The organism is Mesorhizobium sp. B2-3-12 (assembly GCF_006442205.1).
Lineage (GTDB): Bacteria > Pseudomonadota > Alphaproteobacteria > Rhizobiales > Rhizobiaceae > Mesorhizobium.
The window spans coordinates 437,975-459,120 of the sequence record NZ_VFVR01000003.1; the positions used below are offsets into that span (position 1 = coordinate 437,975).

The 21,146-nt window shown below is 62.7% G+C and carries 21 protein-coding genes, 1 tRNA gene and 1 pseudogene; 9 read left to right on the forward strand and 14 right to left on the reverse strand.

Translation table 11 applies throughout. The features are described 5' to 3' along the window. Positions 1-21 precede the first annotated feature (21 nt). A pseudogene (locus tag FJ948_RS12330) lies at positions 22-2,067 on the forward strand (flotillin family protein). A 187-nt stretch (positions 2,068-2,254) separates the two neighbouring features. Here FJ948_RS12330 and FJ948_RS12335 read toward each other — a convergent pair. Continuing rightward, positions 2,255-2,331, reverse strand: a tRNA-Met gene (locus FJ948_RS12335). 239 nt (positions 2,332-2,570) lie between these two features. On the opposite strand from FJ948_RS12335, the gene FJ948_RS12340 reads away from it, so the two are divergent. Continuing rightward, entirely contained in the window at positions 2,571-3,530 is a 960-nt protein-coding gene (locus FJ948_RS12340) for a Gfo/Idh/MocA family oxidoreductase (protein WP_127869816.1), read from the forward strand. A 30-nt stretch (positions 3,531-3,560) separates the two neighbouring features. Here the strand turns inward: FJ948_RS12340 and mnmA are convergent, their stop codons facing one another. After that, complete coding sequence (mnmA, locus tag FJ948_RS12345) at positions 3,561-4,751, reverse strand: tRNA 2-thiouridine(34) synthase MnmA (protein WP_140704662.1); 1,191 nt, start codon at positions 4,749-4,751, stop codon at positions 3,561-3,563. A 286-nt stretch (positions 4,752-5,037) separates the two neighbouring features. Between mnmA and FJ948_RS12350 the strand changes: the two genes are divergently transcribed. Further along, positions 5,038-5,313, forward strand: coding sequence for a DUF1153 domain-containing protein (locus FJ948_RS12350; RefSeq protein ID WP_006203587.1), 276 nt, complete (start codon positions 5,038-5,040; stop codon positions 5,311-5,313). 160 nt (positions 5,314-5,473) lie between these two features. Further along, a complete protein-coding gene (locus FJ948_RS12360) occupies positions 5,474-5,773 on the forward strand; it encodes a helix-turn-helix domain-containing protein (RefSeq protein ID WP_181173645.1) in 300 nt (99 codons plus the stop codon). 118 nt (positions 5,774-5,891) lie between these two features. Here the strand turns inward: FJ948_RS12360 and FJ948_RS12365 are convergent, their stop codons facing one another. Continuing rightward, entirely contained in the window at positions 5,892-6,269 is a 378-nt protein-coding gene (locus FJ948_RS12365) for a flagellar export protein FliJ (protein WP_140705050.1), read from the reverse strand. A 451-nt stretch (positions 6,270-6,720) separates the two neighbouring features. Here FJ948_RS12365 and ctrA point away from each other — a divergent pair, with 451 nt between their 5' ends. Further along, positions 6,721-7,416: a cell cycle two-component system response regulator CtrA gene (gene ctrA / locus FJ948_RS12370; RefSeq protein WP_006203583.1), complete on the forward strand. Its 696-nt coding sequence runs from the start codon at positions 6,721-6,723 to the stop codon at positions 7,414-7,416. 103 nt (positions 7,417-7,519) lie between these two features. Here the strand turns inward: ctrA and FJ948_RS12375 are convergent, their stop codons facing one another. After that, positions 7,520-7,924 (reverse strand): response regulator, encoded by a 405-nt coding sequence (locus FJ948_RS12375; protein WP_140704664.1) that lies wholly within the window; start codon positions 7,922-7,924, stop codon positions 7,520-7,522. Between the two features lie 245 nt (positions 7,925-8,169). Beyond that, positions 8,170-8,799 carry a histidine phosphotransferase family protein gene (locus FJ948_RS12380; protein WP_140704666.1) on the reverse strand — a complete coding sequence of 210 codons (630 nt, stop codon included), beginning with the start codon at positions 8,797-8,799 and terminating at the stop codon, positions 8,170-8,172. A 386-nt stretch (positions 8,800-9,185) separates the two neighbouring features. Here FJ948_RS12380 and FJ948_RS12385 point away from each other — a divergent pair, with 386 nt between their 5' ends. Both FJ948_RS12385 and FJ948_RS12390 read left to right on the forward strand, forming a co-directional pair. Further along, positions 9,186-9,722, forward strand: a complete 537-nt coding sequence (locus tag FJ948_RS12385; protein ID WP_224538899.1) for an EipA family protein — start codon at positions 9,186-9,188, stop codon at positions 9,720-9,722. A 155-nt stretch (positions 9,723-9,877) separates the two neighbouring features. Continuing rightward, positions 9,878-11,029 carry a hypothetical protein gene (locus FJ948_RS12390; protein ID WP_140704670.1) on the forward strand — a complete coding sequence of 384 codons (1,152 nt, stop codon included), beginning with the start codon at positions 9,878-9,880 and terminating at the stop codon, positions 11,027-11,029. A 49-nt stretch (positions 11,030-11,078) separates the two neighbouring features. Here the strand turns inward: FJ948_RS12390 and FJ948_RS12395 are convergent, their stop codons facing one another. The 5 genes from FJ948_RS12395 to FJ948_RS12415 all read right to left on the reverse strand — a co-directional run bounded on the left by FJ948_RS12395 (position 11,079) and on the right by FJ948_RS12415 (position 14,792). Further along, the gene (locus tag FJ948_RS12395; protein ID WP_140704672.1) at positions 11,079-11,873 is read right to left on the reverse strand and encodes an RNA methyltransferase; all 795 of its coding nucleotides are present in this window, start codon (positions 11,871-11,873) and stop codon (positions 11,079-11,081) included. A 101-nt stretch (positions 11,874-11,974) separates the two neighbouring features. Further along, positions 11,975-12,319, reverse strand: coding sequence for a metalloregulator ArsR/SmtB family transcription factor (locus tag FJ948_RS12400; RefSeq protein WP_140704674.1), 345 nt, complete (start codon positions 12,317-12,319; stop codon positions 11,975-11,977). A 169-nt stretch (positions 12,320-12,488) separates the two neighbouring features. Then, the gene (locus tag FJ948_RS12405) at positions 12,489-13,250 is read right to left on the reverse strand and encodes a HugZ family protein (RefSeq protein WP_140704676.1); all 762 of its coding nucleotides are present in this window, start codon (positions 13,248-13,250) and stop codon (positions 12,489-12,491) included. A 91-nt stretch (positions 13,251-13,341) separates the two neighbouring features. Further along, a complete protein-coding gene (locus FJ948_RS12410; protein WP_140704678.1) occupies positions 13,342-14,103 on the reverse strand; it encodes a 3-hydroxyacyl-CoA dehydrogenase in 762 nt (253 codons plus the stop codon). Between the two features lie 146 nt (positions 14,104-14,249). Next, entirely contained in the window at positions 14,250-14,792 is a 543-nt protein-coding gene (locus tag FJ948_RS12415; RefSeq protein ID WP_140704680.1) for an N-acetyltransferase, read from the reverse strand. 267 nt (positions 14,793-15,059) lie between these two features. Between FJ948_RS12415 and FJ948_RS12420 the strand changes: the two genes are divergently transcribed. Next, positions 15,060-16,052 carry a glutathione S-transferase family protein gene (locus FJ948_RS12420; protein ID WP_140704682.1) on the forward strand — a complete coding sequence of 331 codons (993 nt, stop codon included), beginning with the start codon at positions 15,060-15,062 and terminating at the stop codon, positions 16,050-16,052. 1 nt (position 16,053) lies between these two features. Here the strand turns inward: FJ948_RS12420 and FJ948_RS12425 are convergent, their stop codons facing one another. Continuing rightward, complete coding sequence (locus tag FJ948_RS12425; RefSeq protein ID WP_140704684.1) at positions 16,054-16,548, reverse strand: NUDIX domain-containing protein; 495 nt, start codon at positions 16,546-16,548, stop codon at positions 16,054-16,056. 53 nt (positions 16,549-16,601) lie between these two features. Here FJ948_RS12425 and FJ948_RS12430 point away from each other — a divergent pair, with 53 nt between their 5' ends. Beyond that, positions 16,602-17,531 (forward strand): metallophosphoesterase, encoded by a 930-nt coding sequence (locus FJ948_RS12430; RefSeq protein WP_140704686.1) that lies wholly within the window; start codon positions 16,602-16,604, stop codon positions 17,529-17,531. Here FJ948_RS12430 and FJ948_RS12435 read toward each other — a convergent pair. The 3 genes from FJ948_RS12435 to FJ948_RS12445 all read right to left on the reverse strand — a co-directional run bounded on the left by FJ948_RS12435 (position 17,515) and on the right by FJ948_RS12445 (position 21,050). Continuing rightward, positions 17,515-18,129 carry a hypothetical protein gene (locus FJ948_RS12435; RefSeq protein ID WP_140704688.1) on the reverse strand — a complete coding sequence of 205 codons (615 nt, stop codon included), beginning with the start codon at positions 18,127-18,129 and terminating at the stop codon, positions 17,515-17,517. The two genes, FJ948_RS12430 and FJ948_RS12435, sit on opposite strands and share 17 nt — an antisense overlap. 108 nt (positions 18,130-18,237) lie before the next feature. Continuing rightward, positions 18,238-19,038 (reverse strand): alpha/beta fold hydrolase, encoded by an 801-nt coding sequence (locus tag FJ948_RS12440; protein WP_140704690.1) that lies wholly within the window; start codon positions 19,036-19,038, stop codon positions 18,238-18,240. A 239-nt stretch (positions 19,039-19,277) separates the two neighbouring features. Then, on the reverse strand, positions 19,278-21,050 hold the full coding sequence (locus FJ948_RS12445; RefSeq protein WP_140704692.1) for a tetratricopeptide repeat protein: 1,773 nt from the start codon (positions 21,048-21,050) through the stop codon (positions 19,278-19,280). Positions 21,051-21,146 lie beyond the last annotated feature (96 nt).

Sequence of the window (21,146 nt, forward strand, 5' to 3'; positions counted from 1 at the left end):
GCGCCCCATAGGAGAGAAGAGATGGAAGCCCTACAATATCTCGGCCCGATGGAATGGATGGCTATCGAGGTGGCCGTGCTCGTCATCGTGCTGGCGATCCTGTTCTGGTGGAGCGGCGTGGTCCGCTACATCCCGAACGACAGGCTCGGCATCTTGGAAAAACTATAGAGTTTTCGCGGCTCCGTCAGCAATGGCTTCATCGCGCTCAACCGTGAGGCAGGCTACCAGCCGGAAGTCGTGCGCGGCGGCCTGCATTTCTTCATGCCGTTCCAATATTCGATGCATCGCGCCAATCTTGTCACCATCCCGCAAGGCCAGATCGGCTATGTCTTTGCCCGTGATGGCAAGCCGCTGCCTCCGACGCAGACGCTTGCTTCCAACACCGAGGCCGATGATTTCCAGGATGTGCGCGGCTTTCTCGAAAAAGGCGGCCAGAAAGGACCGCAGCGCAAGATCTTGCGCGAAGGCACCTATGCCATCAATCTCGCACAATTCATCGTGCTCACCGCCCAGTCGATGCATTCCGTTAGCCTGAGCTCGTCGGAACAAAACCTTTTTGCCAATATGTCCAGCATGATCTCGGAGCGGGGCGGCTTTGAGCCGGTCGTCATCCATAATGCCGAGGACATGATCGGTATCGTCACCATCCACGACGGTCCGGCCCTACCGGATGGCGAGATCATCGCACCGACCGTCGCCAACGATCCGAACGACCCGAACTTCCACAACAATTTCCAGGATCCGGAGAAGTTTCTCAATGCCGGTGGCTACCGTGGCCGGCAGTTGCAGGTGCTGGCCGACGGCAGCTACTTCCTCAATCGCATTTTCGCGACCGTCGAATTGGTCGAGAAGACGATCATTGACGTTGGCACGGTGGGTGTCGTCGTCTCCTATAATGGCCGCCACGGCACGGATATTTCCGGGCAGGCATACCGTCATGGCGAGTTGGTCGAAATCGGCGCACGCGGTGTCTGGTCAACGCCGCTGCTGCCAGGCAAGTATGCGTTCAATACCTATGCCGGCAAAATCATCACCGTGCCGACCACCAACTTCGTGCTCAAATGGACGAAGGAACAGTTCGGCGAACACAGGCTGGACGAGAACCTGTCCGAGGTGTCGTTGATCACCAAGGATGCGTTCGAGCCCGTGCTGCCGCTGTCCGTCGTGGTGCATATAGACTATATGAAGGCGCCGCTCGTGGTGCAGCGCTTCGGTGACATCAAGCGGCTGGTCGAACAGACGCTCGATCCGATGGTCTCTGCCTACTTCAAGAATATCGCCCAGACAAAGACGCTGATCCAGCTTTTGCAGGAGCGTAGCGATATCCAGCGCAAATCGGGCGAGGAGATGCGCGAAAAATTCAATACCTACAGCCTCGAGCTGCAGGAAGTGTTGATTGGTACGCCACGTGCTGGCAACGGCCAGAACAGCATAGAGCAAATCCTGATCCAGCTGCGCGAGCGCCAGATTGCGGTCGAAAAGGTCGAGACTTACAAATTGCAGGAGAAGGCGGCCATCCAGGAACGCACGTTGCGTGAGAAGGAGGCGCTCGCCGAACAGCAAGCCAAGATCACGACTTCGGCACTTACCATCGAGATCAGTGAGAACGAGGGCAAGGCGCAACTCGCCCGCACCCGCCAGCAGGCGGAAACCATTCAGGTCACCGCCAAGGCGGAGGCCGAGAAGGTGCGCCTCGGCGGCCAGGGCGAGGCCGACATGATCAAGGCTATCGCGCTTGCCGATGCCGAACGCATCAAGGCGACCGGTTTTGCGGATGCCGAGAGGGTTCGCGCCGTCGGTCTGGCGGAGGCCGAAGCCACGCAGAAGAAGGTCGCGGCCTTCGGCGGCCCGGACTATCAGCTCAACTCGCAGGTACTCATGCGCTTCGCCGAGGCGATCGAAAATGGCAGGCTACCGCTCGTGCCGCAGATCCAGATCGGCGCCACCGGTGGCGAGAAGGGGGCCGCCAACGGCCTTGTCGAGATGATGCTTTCGATGCTGGTTGCCGATCGGGTTGGACCGCAAATCCTACCGGATGAGGTCCCGGCACCCGTTGAGGAGGATTGATCTGATATGGGCCGGTTGTGCCGGCCCATTTTGCGCTCTGCCGAAACATACCGGGAGGGGAGCGAGGGCTGTAATCTTGGGCCGCCCCCGACCGTGACTCTCCACCCAGCGACCCTGCCTGCCGAAAAGCGGGCTGCATCAGCCGGCCGCCGCAATACAAACATTATGTTCGATAGTGGGTGTGAAGTGGTAGCGGGAGAGGGACTTGAACCCCCGACCCCAGGATTATGATTCCCGTGCTCTAACCAACTGAGCTACCCCGCCAGGGCGGCGTCAGGCCCGAAATCCGCCTTAAATCGCAAGGCATTTCGAGGCGTTCGCCAAGGTCGGGCGGATATAAGGTTGGGAGGGCGAGGCTGTCAAGCTTCGATGCATTCTATATCGGCCCATATTCTCATTGGCGAAAAGCTTTGCCGCGCGAACAGCTGGATGCGGCCGCCGGGGTTGAGTTCGACCGGGCACGTCGCTATGTCTCGGCCACGAGTTTTTAGAGTTTGAAACAGATGAAGCCGCGCATTGCAGTCCTCGGTTGCGGATACTGGGGCTCCAACCACATCCGCACCCTCAAGGCGCTCGGCGCGTTGCACGCGGTTTCCGACACCAATCGTGCCCGCGCCGAAGGTTTCGCCAGCGAACAGGATTGCCTGGCGATCGAGCCGGACCAGCTGTTCGTCCGCGATGACATCGACGCCATCATCATGGCCTTGCCGCCGCAGTTCCATGCCGATCTCGCCGTGCGCGCCGTCGAGAACGGCAAGGACGTGCTGGTGGAAAAGCCGATCGCGCTGACGGTGGCCGATGCCGAGCGCTCGGTGCAGGCGGCCAAGGACAATAAGCGCGTGTTCATGGTCGGCCATGTTCTGCGCTTCCATCCCGCCTTCGAGACGCTGAAAGGGCTGATCGACAAGGGCGAACTCGGCGAGGTCCGCTACATCCATTCGCACCGGCTGGGGCTCGGCAAGTTCCATACCGAGAACGATGCGCTCTGGGACCTGGCGCCGCATGATCTGTCGATGATCCTGGCCATCACCGGCACGGAGCCGATCGAGGTGCGCGGCGAGGGGGCGGCACTCCTCGACAATCTCAGCGATTTCGCGCATCTGCACATGCGCTTTCCCAACGGGCTGCGCAGCCATCTTTTCACCTCGCGGCTCAACCCCTATCGCGAGCGGCGGCTGACCGTGGTCGGCACCAAGGCGATGGCGGTGTTCGACGACGTCGAGCCATGGGAGCGCAAGCTTGCCGTCTACCGCCACGCGGTGTGGCAGGACAGCGGCCAGTGGGCGTTCACGACCAACGAACCGTCCTATGTCGCGGTTGCCCAGGGCATGCCGCTGACGCGCGAGCTGGAGCATTTCATCCAGTGCATCGAGACGCGCGCCGAACCGCGCACCAGCGGCGAGGAAGCGATCAGGGTGCTGCGCATCCTGACGGCGGGCACCGTCACCCACACCAAATCCTGAGACCGTTTGGAAATTCTACTCCGGCTGCGCCTATTCGGCGGCAACCTGAGCCGGCTTCGCGGCGAGCCGACTCAACATCGCTTCGGCCTCGGCGCCGCGCTCGGAGCGCTCGATGAAGCCGCCGCCGAAGACACGGGCCTCGTTGCCGTCGTCGGAATAGAGCACGCAGGCCTGTCCGGGCGCGATGCCGGATTCGCCGTCGGCCAGTTCGACCGAGGTCACGCCTGCCTCGTGGCGCAGCACGGCCGGCCGTGGCGGCCTGGTCGAGCGCACCTTGGCGAACAGCTCCATGCCGCCGGCGGGCACATCGGCGAGCGCGCCGTTACCCAGCCAGTTCATGTTGCGCAGATAGATCTTGTGCGTCTCCAGCGCCTCGCGCGGGCCGACCACGACACGGGCGCGCTCGGCATCGAGATGGACGACATAGAGCGGCTCGCCGGAGGCAATGCCGATGCCACGGCGCTGGCCGATCGTGTAGCGCAGAATGCCCTCGTGGCGGCCAAGCACGCGGCCGTCGATATGGACGATGTCGCCCGGATTGGCGGCGGCCGGCTTCAGCTTGGCGATGATGTCGGAATATTTGCCCTGCGGCACGAAGCAGATATCCTGGCTGTCCTGCTTGGCGGCGACCGTCAGCCCCATCTCCTCGGCGATGGCGCGAACCTGTGGCTTCGACAGGCCGCCAAGCGGAAAGCGCAGATAGTCGATCTGCGCCTGCGTGGTGGCGAATAGGAAATAGCTCTGGTCGCGGTCGGCATCGACCGGCCGGTAAAGCGCCCGGTGGGCGCCATTGGCGCCGGAGCGGATATAGTGGCCTGTGGCCAGCGCGTCGGCGCCGAGATCCTTGGCCGTGGCCAGGAGATCGGCGAACTTGACCGTCTGGTTGCAGGACACGCACGGAATGGGCGTTTCGCCGGCGACATAGCTCTCGGCGAACGGGTCGATGACGGCCTTGCGGAAACGCTCTTCATAATCGAGCACATAATGGGGGATGCCCAGCGTCTCGGAGACGCGGCGGGCGTCGTCGATGTCCTGGCCGGCGCAGCACGATCCGGCCCGATGCGTCGCCGCGCCATGATCGTAGAGCTGCAAGGTGACGCCGACGACATCATAGCCCTCGCGCTTCAACAGCCCGGCGACCACGGATGAATCGACACCGCCCGACATGGCGACGACGATGCGGGTTTCTTCGGGACGTCTGGGAAGGTCGAGACTGTTCATGGTGCTTTCATTCCGCGGCACCTCAAATGCCAATGTCGAGAATATAGGTCAAGCTTTCCGACGGCGCCAGCTTGCACCGCGACCCGCCGCGTGTGGCGGACGCCGCGGACGAAACATTTCTCCGGGCTAAAACAGGGCTTCGAGCCCGATATTTCAAATGCCCGTGAAAAGACTAACGCGGCGTTCACGATCCTTACCTAGTCATTAGGGTCTGCTTAGGCAATTTTTAAAGCTGTGGCGGTAACGTGGCGGGGATTGGGTCTTTGAGTTTTTTGTAGAGAGTACGATGACCGATCTGGTTAGACCTAGAGTTAAGTATGTTATCGGGCCCGACGGCAGCCCTCTTACGATTGCCGATCTGCCGCCGACGAACACGCGTCGCTGGGTTATCCGGCGCAAGGCGGAGGTGGTTGCAGCCGTGCGCGGCGGACTTCTGAGCCTCGAAGAGGCATGCCAGCGCTACAAGCTGACCACGGAGGAATTCCTGTCCTGGCAGGCGTCGATCGACGAATACGGCCTTGCCGGGCTGCGCACCACGCGTATCCAGCAATACCGGCACTAGAGCCGGCCTGAACACGATCAAAGGGCGCGGCACTCCGCGCCCTTTCGTTTTGGACCTGCTGCTTCCCACGTTCAGACCGTTAGCGCCACCTTGCCGATCGGCCTGGTGGCAAGAAAGGCGTGGGCGGCACCGGCCTGGTCGAGCGGGAAGCTCTTGGCAAGTGAACGGCGAGCTTGCCTGCATCGATTGCGCGCTGCGCAAAGGCCGGCGGCGCAATGGCGAACTCGCCCGCGAGCTCGAAGGCGTCACGCCGAAGATGTTGACGCAGACGCTGCGCGTGCTGGAACGTGATGGCCTGGTGCGGCGAGAGGTCTATCCGGTCATCCCGCCGCGCGTCGAATATGAACTGACCGAGCTCGGCCAGAACCTGGCTGGACTGCTCACCCAGATCAGATCATGGGCCGAGCAGCATGCGCCCGATATCAAAGGATGCGCGGGCAAGGGCGATCGTTGGAAATGAAGGGAATAGTGCAGCCTAGGTCTTGCGTGCCAACAGCACACTTTGTGGCCGCCACCCTGCGCTGGTTCAATTTGTCGTCCGACGGTGGGCGTGCCGAACCGCGCCGATGTCGGCCGGTTCAGCCGATCATGGCGCTGCGGCCGCCGGTTTCGGCCTCGCGAATCTTGGTATCGCGCGATTCCAGCATTTCAGCCTTGGAAAGCTCCGCTTCAGCTTCGCCGAGTAATGATTCGGCGGCGCTTCGCTGCTGGGCGAGGTCGCCTTGCGAGTTCCTGAGATTGTCGCGGCGCAGGCGCGCCGCCTTGGCAAAGGTCGGATAGGCGAAATGGTTGATATCTGTGATGCCGGCTTTCTTTTCCTCGGCGGTGATCTGAAGCTCCAGTTCGACGGCCATGCGTTCGAACTCGGCGATCATCATGTCGAGCTGCAGCAGCTGCCGCCGCTTCTCATTCACCTGAAACTGCTTCAGTCGAACGAGGTTTTCACGTGACTTCATGATTCGGTACTCCCGGAAACGCACACCCGCACATATCGTCCAAACCACCTGGAAAGGCCCAAGCACTGCCCGTGTCCACCGGCTTTCCCCGCACTATGGGAAACAAAACCCTAAAGTTTTTTGCCGGCGGTAACCATTCGTTTACGGGCATTGTTAATCATACGGGTCAGGGCTTAAGGCCGGGTAAAAATTCCGGCCGCCGAAGCGAAGCCGCCTCGATGAGTCCCTGGAGTCGCTTAGTCCAGGTTGTTAATGTGTCGCATTAGGAATTTGGGTCTGTGATTCATTATTAGATTCAAGAGGGTGTAGAAAGAGGTTAAAAAATCTGGTACCGTATTGGACGGGAAATTAGGTTTTGTTAACCATTTGATGGCAGCCTCTGCACAAGGCAACCACTGCTCCGGGGCAGGACGGGTCGTGAAATGACCCGGCAGCAGAAAAGGGGAATGAAATGCGTGTTCTGCTGATAGAAGATGACAGTGCAACCGCACAAAGCATCGAACTGATGCTGAAATCGGAAAGTTTCAATGTCTATACGACAGACCTCGGCGAAGAGGGTGTCGATCTGGGCAAGCTCTACGACTATGACATCATCCTTCTCGATCTCAACCTGCCCGACATGTCCGGTTACGAGGTCTTGAGAACGCTTCGGCTCTCCAAGGTAAAGACGCCTATCCTCATCCTCTCCGGCATGGCCGGCATCGAGGACAAGGTGCGCGGCCTTGGCTTCGGCGCCGACGACTACATGACCAAGCCGTTCCACAAGGATGAGCTGGTGGCGCGCATTCATGCCATCGTGCGCCGCTCCAAGGGCCACGCCCAGTCCGTCATCACCACGGGCGATCTGGTGGTCAACCTCGACGCCAAGACCGTCGAGGTCGGTGGTCAGCGCGTGCACCTCACCGGCAAGGAATACCAGATGCTGGAGCTGCTCTCGCTGCGCAAGGGCACCACGCTCACCAAGGAAATGTTCCTCAATCACCTCTATGGCGGCATGGACGAGCCGGAACTGAAGATCATCGACGTCTTCATCTGCAAGCTGCGCAAGAAGCTCGACGCCGCGTCCGGTGGCCAGAATTACATCGAGACCGTCTGGGGCCGCGGCTATGTGCTGCGCGAACCGGAAGACATCCGCGTCAGCGCCTGAGCGACGAACAGCGTCCGATTTCTTTCAATAAAAAACCCGGCCGCGGCCGGGTTTTTGCGTTGGACAGGCACCATCCGGTTTCACGCAATCGCGGGCGGAACCGTTACGCACTTTTCCTGGAATTGCCCGCCAGCACCGAATCAGGCGCGATCTTCAAGGCGCGAAAGCGTTCGAGTAGCTGCGGGCGGTTGAAGGGCTTCAACAGGTAGCCCTGGGCACCGGCGCGCTTGGCCCGCATGATCGAGGCGATGTCGAGCTCGACCAGCGAGATCAGGATCTGCGGCCTGATCGGGCTTTCCATGGCGCGCACGCGACGGATGAGGTCGACCGCCTGCACATCCGGCAGGGCGCCGTCGACGACGATGATGTCGGGCATGTCGGCGGCGCACATCTCCAGCGCGTCAAGTCCGCTGGCCGCCTCGATGACCATCATGTCGGAACCGCCGAGGATGCGTTTTGCAACCTTCCGGATGACGCTTGAATCGTCGACGAACATGCAGCGTTTCATATCCGGGTCCTCTTTGCCCTTGGGCGATCCGGTCGTTCGGGGCATCTGCGGTGCAGCCTAGACCGATCTGGTAAAGAAGCCGAAAAGCCGTTAGGTAAAATTTTTGCAAAGATGCCGTTCGTCGGACTTTTCCTTCGCGATGCTTCGGGGTTGCCGCGCTGGCAAAGTTCATCGCGCCCCAATTGGGCGTCAATGAAATATTTCAGATTGAAATACTTTGTTCGGTCGTGTCGCCGGCGCCGATCTCAGGCCGCTGAAAGGACAATTTCCTCAGCTGTCGCGTGGATCGAAATCGTCATGTTGGCTTCGCGGGCCAGCAGCAGCGTGTAATAAGGCTGCACCGAATGCGCGTCGATCGGTTCCTCCGGCTTGTGACCAGAATGCAGTTCGAGGAATTTCGGCGGCACGCGCAGCATCGGCCCGCTTGACGAAAGCGAAAAGCGCGGCTCGGTTTCGAGATTCTCGAGGGTCGCGACCAGCTTGCCGCCGCGCGGAATGGCGGCATTGGCGACCAGGAGCAGGTTGAGCAGCAGCTTGACCTTGTTCTTCGGCAACAGCGCGCGAGGTCCGTTCCAGACCAATTCCGGCTTTTCATTCTTGAGGAAAGCAATGGCGACGGCCTCGGCATCTCCGGTGTCGATCATCATGCCGGCCGAGCCGGCGGCGCCGAAGGCGATCCGGGCGAACTGCAACCGGGCAGAGGCGTTCTTTGCACTCTGGCGGATCAGCCGCATGGCGTCTTCGTCGGCGCCACCCTCGTCGAGCAGTTCAAGTCCGTTGTTGATCGCGCCGACCGGCGAGATGATGTCGTGGCAGACGCGACTGCACAAAAGCGCCGCCAGATCCGGAGCGGAGAGGGTGAACAGATCGGCCATCGGTGAAAATCCCTGCAAAATCCACTAGTCGTGACCGGGCGAGTTGTTATCGCGCCTGCCCACACGAATCACGTTCCAACCCGAGGCCTTCTGAATACACAGCACTCGTACGTACAGCAACAAATCCGGAATTGTCGTCGGGGCAAATGGCGTGTTCGCGCAGGCTTCCGGCCCCGCGCGACCGCCAAACAGCCTTCGAACCGCCATCTTCATGTGGAAGTTTAATGGTTGAAAAAGAATTACGGCATAGTTTGCCCCTAACAGTCATCCTTAACGGCCGCCTAAAGAGCCGTACGGATGCGAGGCGTCGGCGAAAGTGCTTCATGACGGAGATTGGAAGCATGTTTTCCCGATTCTATGACCGGAGTTTTCTCCGTGTCCTCTCAATGGCGATCACGCTCATGGGCGTTCTCGTCTTCTCGCCATCGGCCCTGCGGGCCCAGGAGTACACCGCTCAGGAGATTGTCGATTCAGGCCACAAGTTCTTCGGCGCGACATCGGGTGGGTTGGCCACCGTCGTGGAGAAGATCTTCGCCTCCTACGGCCTGCCCAATGGTTATCTGCTCGGCGAGGAAGGATCCGGCGCGCTGATCGGCGGCCTGACCTATGGCGAAGGCACGCTCTACACCAAGAATGCCGGCGATCACAAAGTGTTCTGGCAAGGCCCGTCGCTGGGCTGGGATTTCGGCGGCGAGGGCTCGCGCGTGATGATGCTGGTCTACAATCTCGACGATGTCGGCAATCTCTACAACCGCTATGGCGGTGTCGCCGGTTCGGCCTATGTGGTTGCGGGCGTCGGCTTCAACGTGCTGAAGAACAACAATGTGCTGCTGGTTCCCATCCGTACCGGCGTCGGCGCACGGCTCGGCGTCAATCTCGGCTACCTGAAACTGACCGAGCGGGCGACGTGGAACCCGTTCTGATCTGTCCGACATGATCGAAGCGCGGCATTTTTGACCAGATGTCGAACCCACGACCCGAATGAGCCGCGGCAAGCCCTTGCCGCGGTGCCGGATTTCCGCCATGCCAAGATGGCACGGTCCAGCCTTCCAAGTTGTCGTCGATAACGGGTAGTCCTTTGGTTCAGTCGGTCCTGTTCTTTGCCCTCGGCTTTCTCTGTGCCGGCTTTCTGGCGCTGATGGTGGCTCCGGCCGTCTGGCGGCGTGCCGTCGCCCTGACCCGTCGGCGCATCGAAGCCTCCATTCCGCTGACGCAAGCCGAGATCCAGGCCGACAAGGACCGGATCCGGGCCGAGTACGCCATGACGACGCGGCGCCTCGAAATCAACGTCAAGGCATTGCGCGAGAAGGTGGCCGAACAACTCGTCGAGATCAATCGCGGCCGCGAGGCGCTGAAGGGGCTGGCGATCGAGCGCACGGAAAAGGACCACGCGCTGGCCGAACTCGGCGCCAAGAATGGCGCGCTGCGGCAGCGCGAAGAGGAACTGCATCAGCTTTCGGAGCGGCTCAAGGAAACCGAGCGAAAACTGGAAAGGCGGGCGCTCGATCTCGAAAAGCTGGAGCACATGTATGACGATGCCAGTTTCGCCTCCAGCAGCCGCCAGATCGAACTCGTGGCGCGCGAATCCGAATTGCAGAAGCTTGCCAGCGACATCGCGCTGCTGCGCGGCCAGCGCAAGGAAGCGGACCGGCGCAACCAGGAGATCGCGGCGGAAAGCAAGGCCGCGCGCGATGCCCTGAAAGCCGAGAAGAAAAGGGCCGCCGAACTCGACAAGAAGGTCGAGAGGCTGATGGCAACGCTCGCCGACCGAGAGGACAAGCTGGATCGGCGCGAAAAGGAGTTGGCGCGGTTGCGGGAAAAAGCGAAAGCCGAGGACGGCACACCGGCCCTGCGGCTGGTCGGCAAGCCCGATGAAGCGGGCCGCCATGACGAGGCCGGCATGCGCGACGACGTGGAGCGGGCGATTGCCAAGCTCGACGGCGACCGCGAACGGCTGGAGGCCAGGCTGACGGCGCTGGCGCGCGAGAACAAGCGCCTTAAGGCGGATCTCGGCGCCGTGGCATCTTCGGGTTTGACGAATGGCGGTGCCGCGCTGCGTGAGCAGATGAACGAGTTGGCGGCGGAGGTCGTCCACCTGACGGCCAAGCTCGAAGGCCCCGATTCACCAATCGCCAAGGCGCTGGCGGCACCGCAGGAGAACCGTTCGGCCGGCCACGACCGCAGCCTGGCCGACCGCGTGCGGGACCTGCAGAAGGCGGAAGCCAACTGACACGGCGCGGGCTGGCCGCCCTCTCGAGGCGTCCAGGCTCACACGCCCGTCATTGCGAGAAATGATGCAAGGCAATTGCCGAGGCGGCGGCGACGTTCAAGCTGTCGAAGCCTTTCGACATGGTGATCCGCACCGTTTGCAAACGGGCGAGCAGGCTTTCGGGCAGGCCTTCTCCCTCTGTGCCGAGATAGAGCGCCAGGCGCTCGCCACGCCGTACCTGACCTATGTCGATCCGGCCGCGCGGTGACAGGGCGAACTGGTCATAACTCCGCCGATCAAGGTCCGCGGTGAAGTTCGCCGTGTCATCGAAGGACGCGAAAGGGACCTTGAGCACAGCGCCGACCGAAACCCGGATCGCCTTGCGGTACAGCGGATCGCAGCATGTCGGGTCCATCAGAACCGCATCGGCGCCGAAGGCGGCGGCGTTGCGGAAGATCGAGCCCATATTGTCGTGGTTGGCGATGCCGACAAGCACGACAACCAGGGCTCGGGCGGGCAAGGCGTCCAGCAATGAACCGGTCGGCTGGAGTGCCTCCTTGCGGCCGATGGCCAGGATGCCGCGATGCATGTGGAATCCGGCGATGGCGTCCATCACCTCACCGGCGACGACGTAGACCGGCAGGTCCGCCTGTGCCTTGCGCAGTATGTCCTCGAGCCCGCCAAGCCGGTTTTCCAGGATCAGGACGGATTCGGCACCGAAGCGGCTCGACGACAAAAGCAGGTCGAGCACGACCTTGCCCTCGGCGACGAAGCGGCCTTGCCGGCCGGCCAGGTCGCGCTCGCGGATATCGAAATAGGCCGCGACACGGGGATCGCGGGGGTCGTCGATGCGAATTGGGTCCATGTCCCGCTCAACAATAAAGAGCGCGGCTCGCGTGCCGGCAAAGGCACATGAGCCACGCTCCGGAAACCGTCAGCGAGGTAAACGGCCGCGGCAGTGCCCGGTCAAGTCCCGGCGCGACGCAACCTCTGCGCCATCTGGGACAGATCTTCCTTGCCGCCGCCGAAAATGCCATCCAGCATGGCGAGCAGTTCGCGCACCGCATCGGATTTGCAGGAATAGTAGATCATCTGGCGGTCGCGGCGGGTGTCCACGAGGTCGAGCGCCCGCAACTTGGCCAAGTGCTGCGAGAGGGCGGATTGGCTGAGCATCACCTTTTCGGCGATGGCGCCGACCGACATTTCACCGTCGATCAGATAGCTCATGATCAACAGCCGTTTTTCGTTGCCCATCAGCATCAGAAATTCGGCGGCCGATTCGGCGTTGGCGATTAGCTTTGTCGAGACCATTGATGCCCCATGCTGTTTGCTCATCGAGGCGCCATGGGGGCAATGGTGCCTGAATCCATAAATTCACTTGCGAAGGTGCCGACGAGTCAACACCACAGCTAAGCCTAGAACATTTCCTTCAAATCTCAAGGGTGCTTTTGATCAAATGCAATTTAGTTTCGTCTTATGTCTATGATGCGGCCCTGCCGGCCGTGGCCATTTCGACCAGAACGGGACGCAATTCCCGCGCCTTTACCAAGGGTTGTGGGAAGAATACCCGGCAAACATTGTCCCCAGACACCAGATCCATGCCATCGGGGTCGAAACCAGCTATGGTCCAGCCATCGCCTGATGCCTTGGCGGAATGACGAGCATAGACGGCGATCGCGTCGAGATGGTCCGCATTCATGTGGTCGACGGCCGACTGTTCGCTTGCCGCGAGTTCTTCGATGATGGGCCCATCGGTGATGAGATCGGGCCGTTCGAGCAGATAGGCCTTGCCGAAGCCGCCGTTGAGGCTGGCGCGTCGCGGCTCCAGGCGAAAGAATGAGAAGTCGCCGAGCCCGGCATAGAGGCTCGCCTTGGGATTGCGGTTGAGATAACGGCGCTCGGCGCGGGCATGCGGCTGCGAGCCGCGCTCCAGCCGCGACGCCTGGCAGACCAGTGTCAGCCGAGGATGCGCCAGAGGATCGCCTTTGCCGGGCTCGCCGAGCAGCAGGGAACAGCGCGGATCGGCGAGCAGGGCAGGCGTGTGCGCCGACAGCATCGACACCAGGATAAGCGGCGCGCCGTCGATGTCGGTGGCGACGCCCACCCGGCTGGCAAGTGGCGATCCGGTCTCCGGCTCCAGCACTGCCAGGGCGCCGAAGCGCGCACAGCGCAAAAGCGTCTTGGCCAACCGGATCGCCTCGGCGTCGGTCTTCCTGATTACATCTTTCTTTCGACCGTCCAAGGTTATCGCCCTGCTACGTTGACTTTCCTGTTCCAGTGATCAACCAGCGATGCTGGGTCTGGCGAAGGCAGGTGCCCACCCATGTGATGCCTTACCTCGGCGCCATACGGATGGCGCCGTCGAGGCGGATGGTCTCGCCGTTCAGCATCTGGTTTTCGACGATGTGCAGGGCAAGTGCCGCATATTCGGATGGTTCGCCGAGGCGTGACGGGAAGGGCACTGCGGCGCCCAGCGAGTCCTGCACGTCCTGCGGCATGCCTGCCATCATCGGCGTCTTGAAGATGCCGGGCGCGATGGTGCAGACCCTGATGCCGGACCGGGCGAGATCGCGCGCCACGGGCAGCGTCATGCCGACGACGCCCCCCTTGGAGGCGGAATAGGCGGCCTGGCCGATCTGGCCGTCATAGGCGGCGACCGAGGCGGTGTTGACGATGACGCCGCGCTCGCCGCCCTGCAGCGGCTCGAGTTTGGCGGCGCGGTCGGCAACCAGGCGGATCATGTTGAACGTGCCGATCAGATTGACCTCGATCACCTTGCGGTACTGTTCGAGCGGATGGGGACCATCCTTGCCGATCGTCTTCACGCCGATGGCAATGCCGGCGCAATTGACAAGGATGCGCGGCCCGCCAAGCTTGGCGGCGACCTCGGCCAGTGCGGCGGCGCCGCTGTCGGCACTCGCGACGTCGCACTGGACGGCGATGCCGCCGATTTCCGCCGCGACCTTGGCAGCGCGCTCGATGCCGACGTCGAAGATGGCGACGCGCGCGCCCTTGGCGGCAAGCGCGCGCGCCGTTGCCTCGCCAAGTCCGGAGCCGCCGCCGGTCACGATCGCGATCTGGCCGTTGGGATTCATGGCGTCATCCTTTTCTTGAAACGGGCTTCTTATGAGAACCGGCTTTTGCGTGAGCCAGGATCAGGCCCGGATCGACGGACTAGGTCAAGATGGAGCCGTTCGCCGTCTTGCCGAAACGGCGAGCCGGCGAATTTCGTGGAGCCGCCCTAGGCGTGCTCGACGATCCTGGCCTGGCTGGCGTGGCCGACTTCGCCCGAAAGCCTGGCCACGGCGCCCGGCGTGATCTCGTGCGAGAGCAAGCGGTCGAGGTCGACAGGCCGCGGCATCGAAATCTGGCCGCGCGGGATGCGCTTGAAGCCGAGCGGCCCGTAATAGGGCTCGTCACCAACCAGGATGACGGCGGGCGCGCCGGCCTTGGCGGCTGCCTCCAGTGCGATCGCCACCAGCCGGCGGCCAATGCCGAGATTCTTGAAGGCGGGCCGCACCGCGAGCGGCCCGAGCATCAGTGCCCGGCCGGCACCGGCGGCAATGCGCGTCATGCGCACCGAGGCGACGACGAGGTCGCCGTCGACCGCGACAAAGGAAAGGGAGCGCTCGTGGCCGCCGGCCTCGCGGATCTTGTAGGCAGCCAGCACGAAACGGCCGGGCCCGAAGGCTTCGTCATTGATGGCTTCGATTTCAGGGTCGTGCGCCGGGGTTTCCGGCAGGTACTTCACGTCGGCCAGGTCTTTCACGTCGGCAAGGCTCATGGTCTTTGCGTTCCGGTAGAGGAGGAAAGGTTGCTGCAAACGGCAGCATTCGCCAGTCAGCGCTTCATCAAGCGCGGGCGCCCTTTCGTCGTCGGTCAAACCGGATCAAAGCAAAGTCGAACATGCGGAATGTCCGCTAGCATCAATTTGGCGCCGCCGCAATCGACCCGTTCGCTGCCCCTACCGATTGACGATCTGTTCAGCCCTGAATGATTCCGCAGTGCCGCATCGCGCTCTACATGAGGTGGAAACGCGAAAGGATATTCCATGGGATTGCTGGTCGACGGCAAATGGCAAGACCGCTGGTATGACACCAAGGACAGCGGTGGCAAGTTCGTGCGGCCGCAATCGCAGTGGCGCGATTGGGTCACGCGAGACGGCGCACCGGCGCAAGGCCGCGGCCGAGGCTTCAAGGCGGAGCCCGGCCGCTATCACCTTTATGTTTCGCTCGCTTGTCCCTGGGCGCACCGGACGCTGATCTTTCGCGCGTTGAAGAGGCTCGAAGGCATCATCTCCGTCTCGATCGTGCATCATTTCCTGGGTGCCAATGGCTGGACGTTTGTCGCCGAGGACGGCGCCACCGGCGACACGCTCCATGGCCTCGACTTCCTGCACCAGATCTACACCAGGGCGGACTCCTCTTATTCAGGACGGGTGACGGTGCCGGTGCTTTGGGACAAAAAGGAACAGACCATCGTCTCCAACGAATCCTCCGAAATCATCCGGATGCTCAACTCGGCCTTCGATCAGTGGGGCGATGCCGGCCTCGATTTGTATCCCCAGGCACTGCGCGGCGAGATCGACGCGATCAACGCGCTGGTCTATCCCTCCGTCAACAACGGCGTCTACCGCGCCGGCTTCGCCACCACGCAGGCGGCCTATGAAGAAGCCTTCGGCGAGCTGTTTTCGACGCTCGATGGGCTGGAGGATCGCCTGTCCAGGCAACGCTATCTCGTGGGTGACCGCATCACCGAGGCCGACTGGCGGCTGTTCACCACGCTGGTGCGCTTCGACCCGGTCTATGTCGGCCATTTCAAATGCAACCTGCGCCGCATCGCCGATTATCCGAACCTGTCGAACTATCTGCGCGACCTCTATCAGGTGCCCGGTGTGGCGGGGACGGTGAACCTGCATCACATCAAGGCGCATTATTACCGCAGCCACGAAACGATCAATCCGACGCGGATCGTGCCGGTGGGACCGGAACTCGACTATGGTGCGCCGCATGACCGGGCGAAGTTCGCGAGGGCGGCGGCCTGATCTACCAATAGGGCGATGCCGGCACGCTGCCGAAAACCTCGGCAATCCGCCGCAGCGTTGCCGGCGTCGTCCCCTGCGGCAAGCGGTCGAGAGGAAAGAAGCCGGCCTCGGCGATTTCATGGTCGGGCAGCTTCGGCGCGGTCTGGCTGAAACTTTCGACGAGATAGAAGCCGACATGGTCGCGCCGGCTGGCGCGGCGATTGAAATGCATCGATTTGAAAACCGGCGCGTCCAGATGGATGTTGCCCTCTTCGGCCAGTTCGCGCGCCAGCGCCTCGGCCATCGTCTCGCCAACCTCGACGCCACCGCCGGGAAGCTGCCAGCCGGGCACATAGGTATGGCGGATGAGGAAGACGGAATTGGACGCGGCATCGTGGATCAGGCCGCGCACGCCCAGCGTCATCGGCCGCCGCAGCACGAAATAGAGATGGAACAGCCGGGCCCTCAAGCCCGCCCAGCCGGTCTGGCGGAACGCGGCTTCGTCATCGGTCGACATCAGGAGCGAAACCGTGGGTGGAAAGGCGCGTGCGCGTCGCCTATGAAAGAGGAATGTTCAGGCTCGCGCATATTTCCGATGTCCATCTGGGGCCGCTTCCCGATGTATCCTATCGCGATCTCGCGTCCAAGCGCGTGCTCGGCTATGTGAACTGGCAGCGCAACCGACGCCGCCACATGCACGATGCCGTCATCGACGCCATCACCGCCGACATCAAGGCGCAAAACCCGGACCATCTCGCCGTCACCGGCGACCTCGTCAACCTGGCGCTCGACGGCGAGATCGAGATGGCAAAACACTGGCTCGAGACGCTGGGGTCGCCGCATGACGTTTCGGTCGTGCCGGGAAACCATGATGCCTATGTGCCGGGCGCCTTCGACAAAGTCTGCCGCTCGTGGGCGGCGTGGATGAGCGGCGACGGCGTCAACAGCCCGGTCGACCGCAACGCCTTCCCCTATCTGCGCGTGCGCGGCGATGTCGCGCTGATCGGGGTCTCGACGGCGCGCGCCACGGCGCCCTTCATGGCCAATGGCTTCTTCATGGAAGGGCAGGCGGAAAGGCTAGGCAAGATCCTCGAGAGCACGGCCAGGCAAGGGCTGTTCCGGACGATCATGATCCATCATCCGCCGGTGCGCGGCGCGGTCTCCCAGCACAAGCGGCTGTTCGGAATCGCCCGCTTCCACAAGATCATCCGCCGCCATGGAGCCGAACTCGTGCTGCATGGCCATTCGCATCTGCCATCGCTGTTCCAGATCGGGCAGCGCGGTGCGAAGGTTCCGGTGGTCGGCGTAGCGGCCGCCGGCCAGGCGCCGGGCGGCAATCACCCGGCAGCGCAGTACAATCTCATCGACATCGACGGTGAAAAGGGAAACTGGCGCATCCGCCTGACGCGGCGCGGCCTGACCGGGCCGTCCATACCGCCTACCGATCTGCAGAGCCTGGAGCTCGGTGTGGAGGCCGGCGCGGCTACGGCCGCCAGTTGACAAGCATGGCCGCGATGCGGTCCCAGAGCAGCGCGGCCGATACGGCGAGGCCGACCAGTGCGCCGGCGGCGACCAGGCCAAGGCCGGACAGGAAGGCCGACCAGCCTTTGCCAGGCGTCGAGGCTCGCAGGGGCGGTTCGGCCTCCGCGACCTCGGCGCGCTTCATGCCGGCGACCGCAGGCTCGACACCGCCTTCCATCATCCTGCGGCGCTCGACGATGCGCTCCGCGACATAACGCGTCACGGAATCGGCGACCGGCTTCATCTCGGTCGATTCGGCAAGCACGACGCGGCCAATGCGGGTGTCCTTGAGGAAGCGGTAGGTGCGGCGGTCGCGTCCCATCGCGACATGGCTGACGGCGTCGATCCACAGGCGCGGCTGCAGGCCCGAAGAGACGACAAAGTCGAAATTGTCCATGTCGGCCGGAACATCGGCGAAGACGGGCGCGAGCTCCGCGGCCAGGAGGTCGAGGCGCATGCGGTGCGCCTCGCGCATGTCGACGACGACATCGTCGCGGTCGGCGAAGGCATTCTTCACGTCGCGGATGGCATCGGACAGTTTGCTTGACGGATCGATCTTCTCGCCTGCGTCCTTCATCGGCGTCTGCCTCGCGGGGTTGGTTAACACGCAGTTAACACAGCCGCCGGCAAAATGCACTGGCGAGATCAGGTGGCAAGGCGCCTGGGCGGTACCGCGCTGGAAGTATCAACCGGTCGCGGCGAGTTTCGCGGGCATGGGCCTGGGGCGGCGGTTCATGTTGCGCTGGATGATCGTGGCGACCAGATCGGGCGCCTCCTCGATCAGCATATGGCCAGCCCTCAGCACATGGTGCACATGAAATCGCGCGGGCAGATCATCCGTATGGGTAAAGGACAGCATCGGATCATCGCTTCCCCATACCACCATCACCGGCATGGTCAGCGTGTCCAATCGGTCGCGGGGGATGACGCCCTGCCGGTCGCCGCTGGTCATGGCGGCTGCGATGTCGACGAGTTTCTCCACCTGGCCTGGTTGCGCGCGCATGTCCCGAAGGGCCTCCACCGTGTGATCGAAGGGCCGCGTCAGCGGTCCCGACATCGCGACGAGGCACGAGCGGATGTCGGAGGCATCCCTTGCGGCGGCAAAGCGGCGCAACAGCGGACCGTTGATCTCGGGGCCGAAACCGCCGGGCGCCAGAAGCGTCAGCGAGGCCACCTTCTCGGGCTCCGTCAAGGCCATCAGCGTCGCCACCGCGCCACCCATCGAGTGGCCCACAAGATGAACGCGTTTCACCGCCCGAGCGGTGAGATCGGCCAGAACGGCCCTTGCCGCAACCTTGGCCGGGCCGGCATCAGGGAAATCGAGCGACAGCCCGTGCCCGGGCAAATCATAGGCGAGTGTGCGCAACGCGGGCGACAGCGACGCGATCACATCATCCCAGATATCATGGCAGCCGCCAAAACCATGCAGCAGGGCGATGGTCTTCGAACCAGCACCGTGGTCGGCGGCATGAAGCGATGAAGTCATGAGACGGGGAGGCTTGTTGCGGGGCTGTGGGAAATCGCGGGACCAGACACCAAATGCGGCTGGATTGCGCCTCGTCCAGCACGATGGCCAGTAAAATTTTCGCGACGACTCCTGGTTGCCGACTATGCGATTTTGCGCGTTCGCCCAGGAAAGCCGGCAAAATCACCTCTATCGGGGCTTCGCCACGTGCTTGCGGCGACCGGCAATTCGGTTGGTCCAACAGTTCTGCCCGTTGGACGTCAGCTCGCGTTGCCGAGGCCCGCGGCGCGCAGGGCGCCGACCAGCCGCTCGGTCAGATCGGGCGGGTACTTCCGGTCGATGAAGGTCGCGCGCGGGTTGGCGGCGAATTTTGGAAATTGGGCGGTCAGCTCATCGAGCAGCTTGCGCGCCATATTGTCCTGACCAGCGATCTTGGCGCCAATCAGCCGGGCGGCAAGATAGTGCGACTTCGTTGCGGTTGTTCTCAGAGAGGAACTGGCGATGGCGGCCTTGTTCGTGTCGCCAAGCATCAGTTCGCCGGCGAAAAGTCCGAAATCCCACCATGTCGGATGACTGCTGGAGACGTCCACCGCCTGGGCCAGGATCGGCGTCCCCTCGGCATACCGGCCGGCGAAAATCAGCGCGTAGCCGTAGGCGGCAGCCATGGTTATATCGTAGCGGTTAAGGTCGTGGGCCTTGCGCATCCAGCGCAGTGCTTCGTCGGCATTGCCAAGTCGCGAATAGATGTAGCCATAGGCGCGATGCGCGTTAGGGCTGGTTGGCCCCATCTGCACGGCGCGGTGGGCGAATGTCAGCGCCTTCTCGATCGTCGCATCCGGCGGATAGGCGTAGTGGTCGTTCACGGCCTCGAGCTGCAATGAAGCGAGCTCGGAATAGACCAGCGACGATTTGGCGCTGTTTTCGGCGAGGTTTTCGAGGCAGCGATAGGCGGCCTCGTGGGTCCTGGCGTTCTGGTCGAGATAGTATTTGCCGTTGAGCAGCAGGCACCGCGTCAGGCCTGTTTGGATGCCGCTCTGTTCGAGATAGGTGTAGATCGTGCCGGAATCGGGAAGAGCGGACGTCAAGATGCCGCCTATACTGTCCTCGACGGCGGCCGGTGCGCTGTCGGCGGCGGTCAGGTTGCGCGACAACAGCACCCGTCCGGTCGCCACGCTCTGCAGTTCGACCATGATGTCGCCCGTGTCCGGGCCAGGCAGAACATCGAAGATGAAGCTCGTGGCATTGGTGGCTGGATCGGTTTTGCCGACCGTGTCGCGACCGATGAAGTCGATCGTATCGAAGCCGCTCAGGCCGGCGCGCAGCGATGCGGCGACACGGCTGGCATCCGTGCCACTGGCCTTGACGGCGATGTAGACGAGCGGCAAGGCCTCGCTGGCGGGGGACGGCGAGACGCCGGTCAGGCCGGCGGTCTCGAGCGTCGCCGCAAGGTCGCCGCCTGTCAGCAGCCCACCGCTGCCCTGACGCAGGATCAAAACGCCGAGCATGGCGATGACGAGGGCGATCGCCATCCAGAAGAATCTGAGGTGACGCGCCACCGACGGCACCGGCGCGACCACCGGTGCCAGAAGCGCGGCGGGTGCCTCGACATTCGCGGCGACGTCGGGTTGCGACGATGGTGCCGCCGCTGCTCCCGTCTGGCCGGCGAGCTTGGCCGTTTCCGGCAAGCGGATCGCATTGAGCTCGTAGGCCGGGACATAGCCGCCGCGCGGAATGGCGATGCGGACAGGCTCGGCGATGCCTTCATTGGCGAAATATTGCTGCAGCAGATCACGCAGCCGGCCGGCCTGAACCCGCACCACGGCGTCGGTCGACGGATCGAAATCGCCGTCCTTGCCGAAGACGTCCATGGCGATGGAAAAGCCCTTGAGCCTGTCGGCTTCGCCAGCCTGCTCGCGTTCGACAAGATAACGGATCAACTTGCGCGCTCGTTCGGATCTCCCGAACGTTTCGCTGGCAAGCAGTCGCTCCAATGTCTCGCGCACTGCGGGGGCGGCAGGCGTGGCATGCTGCAAGTGTCGATCCTCTCGAACTCGGCACAGGTTAAGGCACGGATCATATAATGCCCGCACCGCCACACAAGTATACACCCATTATGCGATCGCGTACCT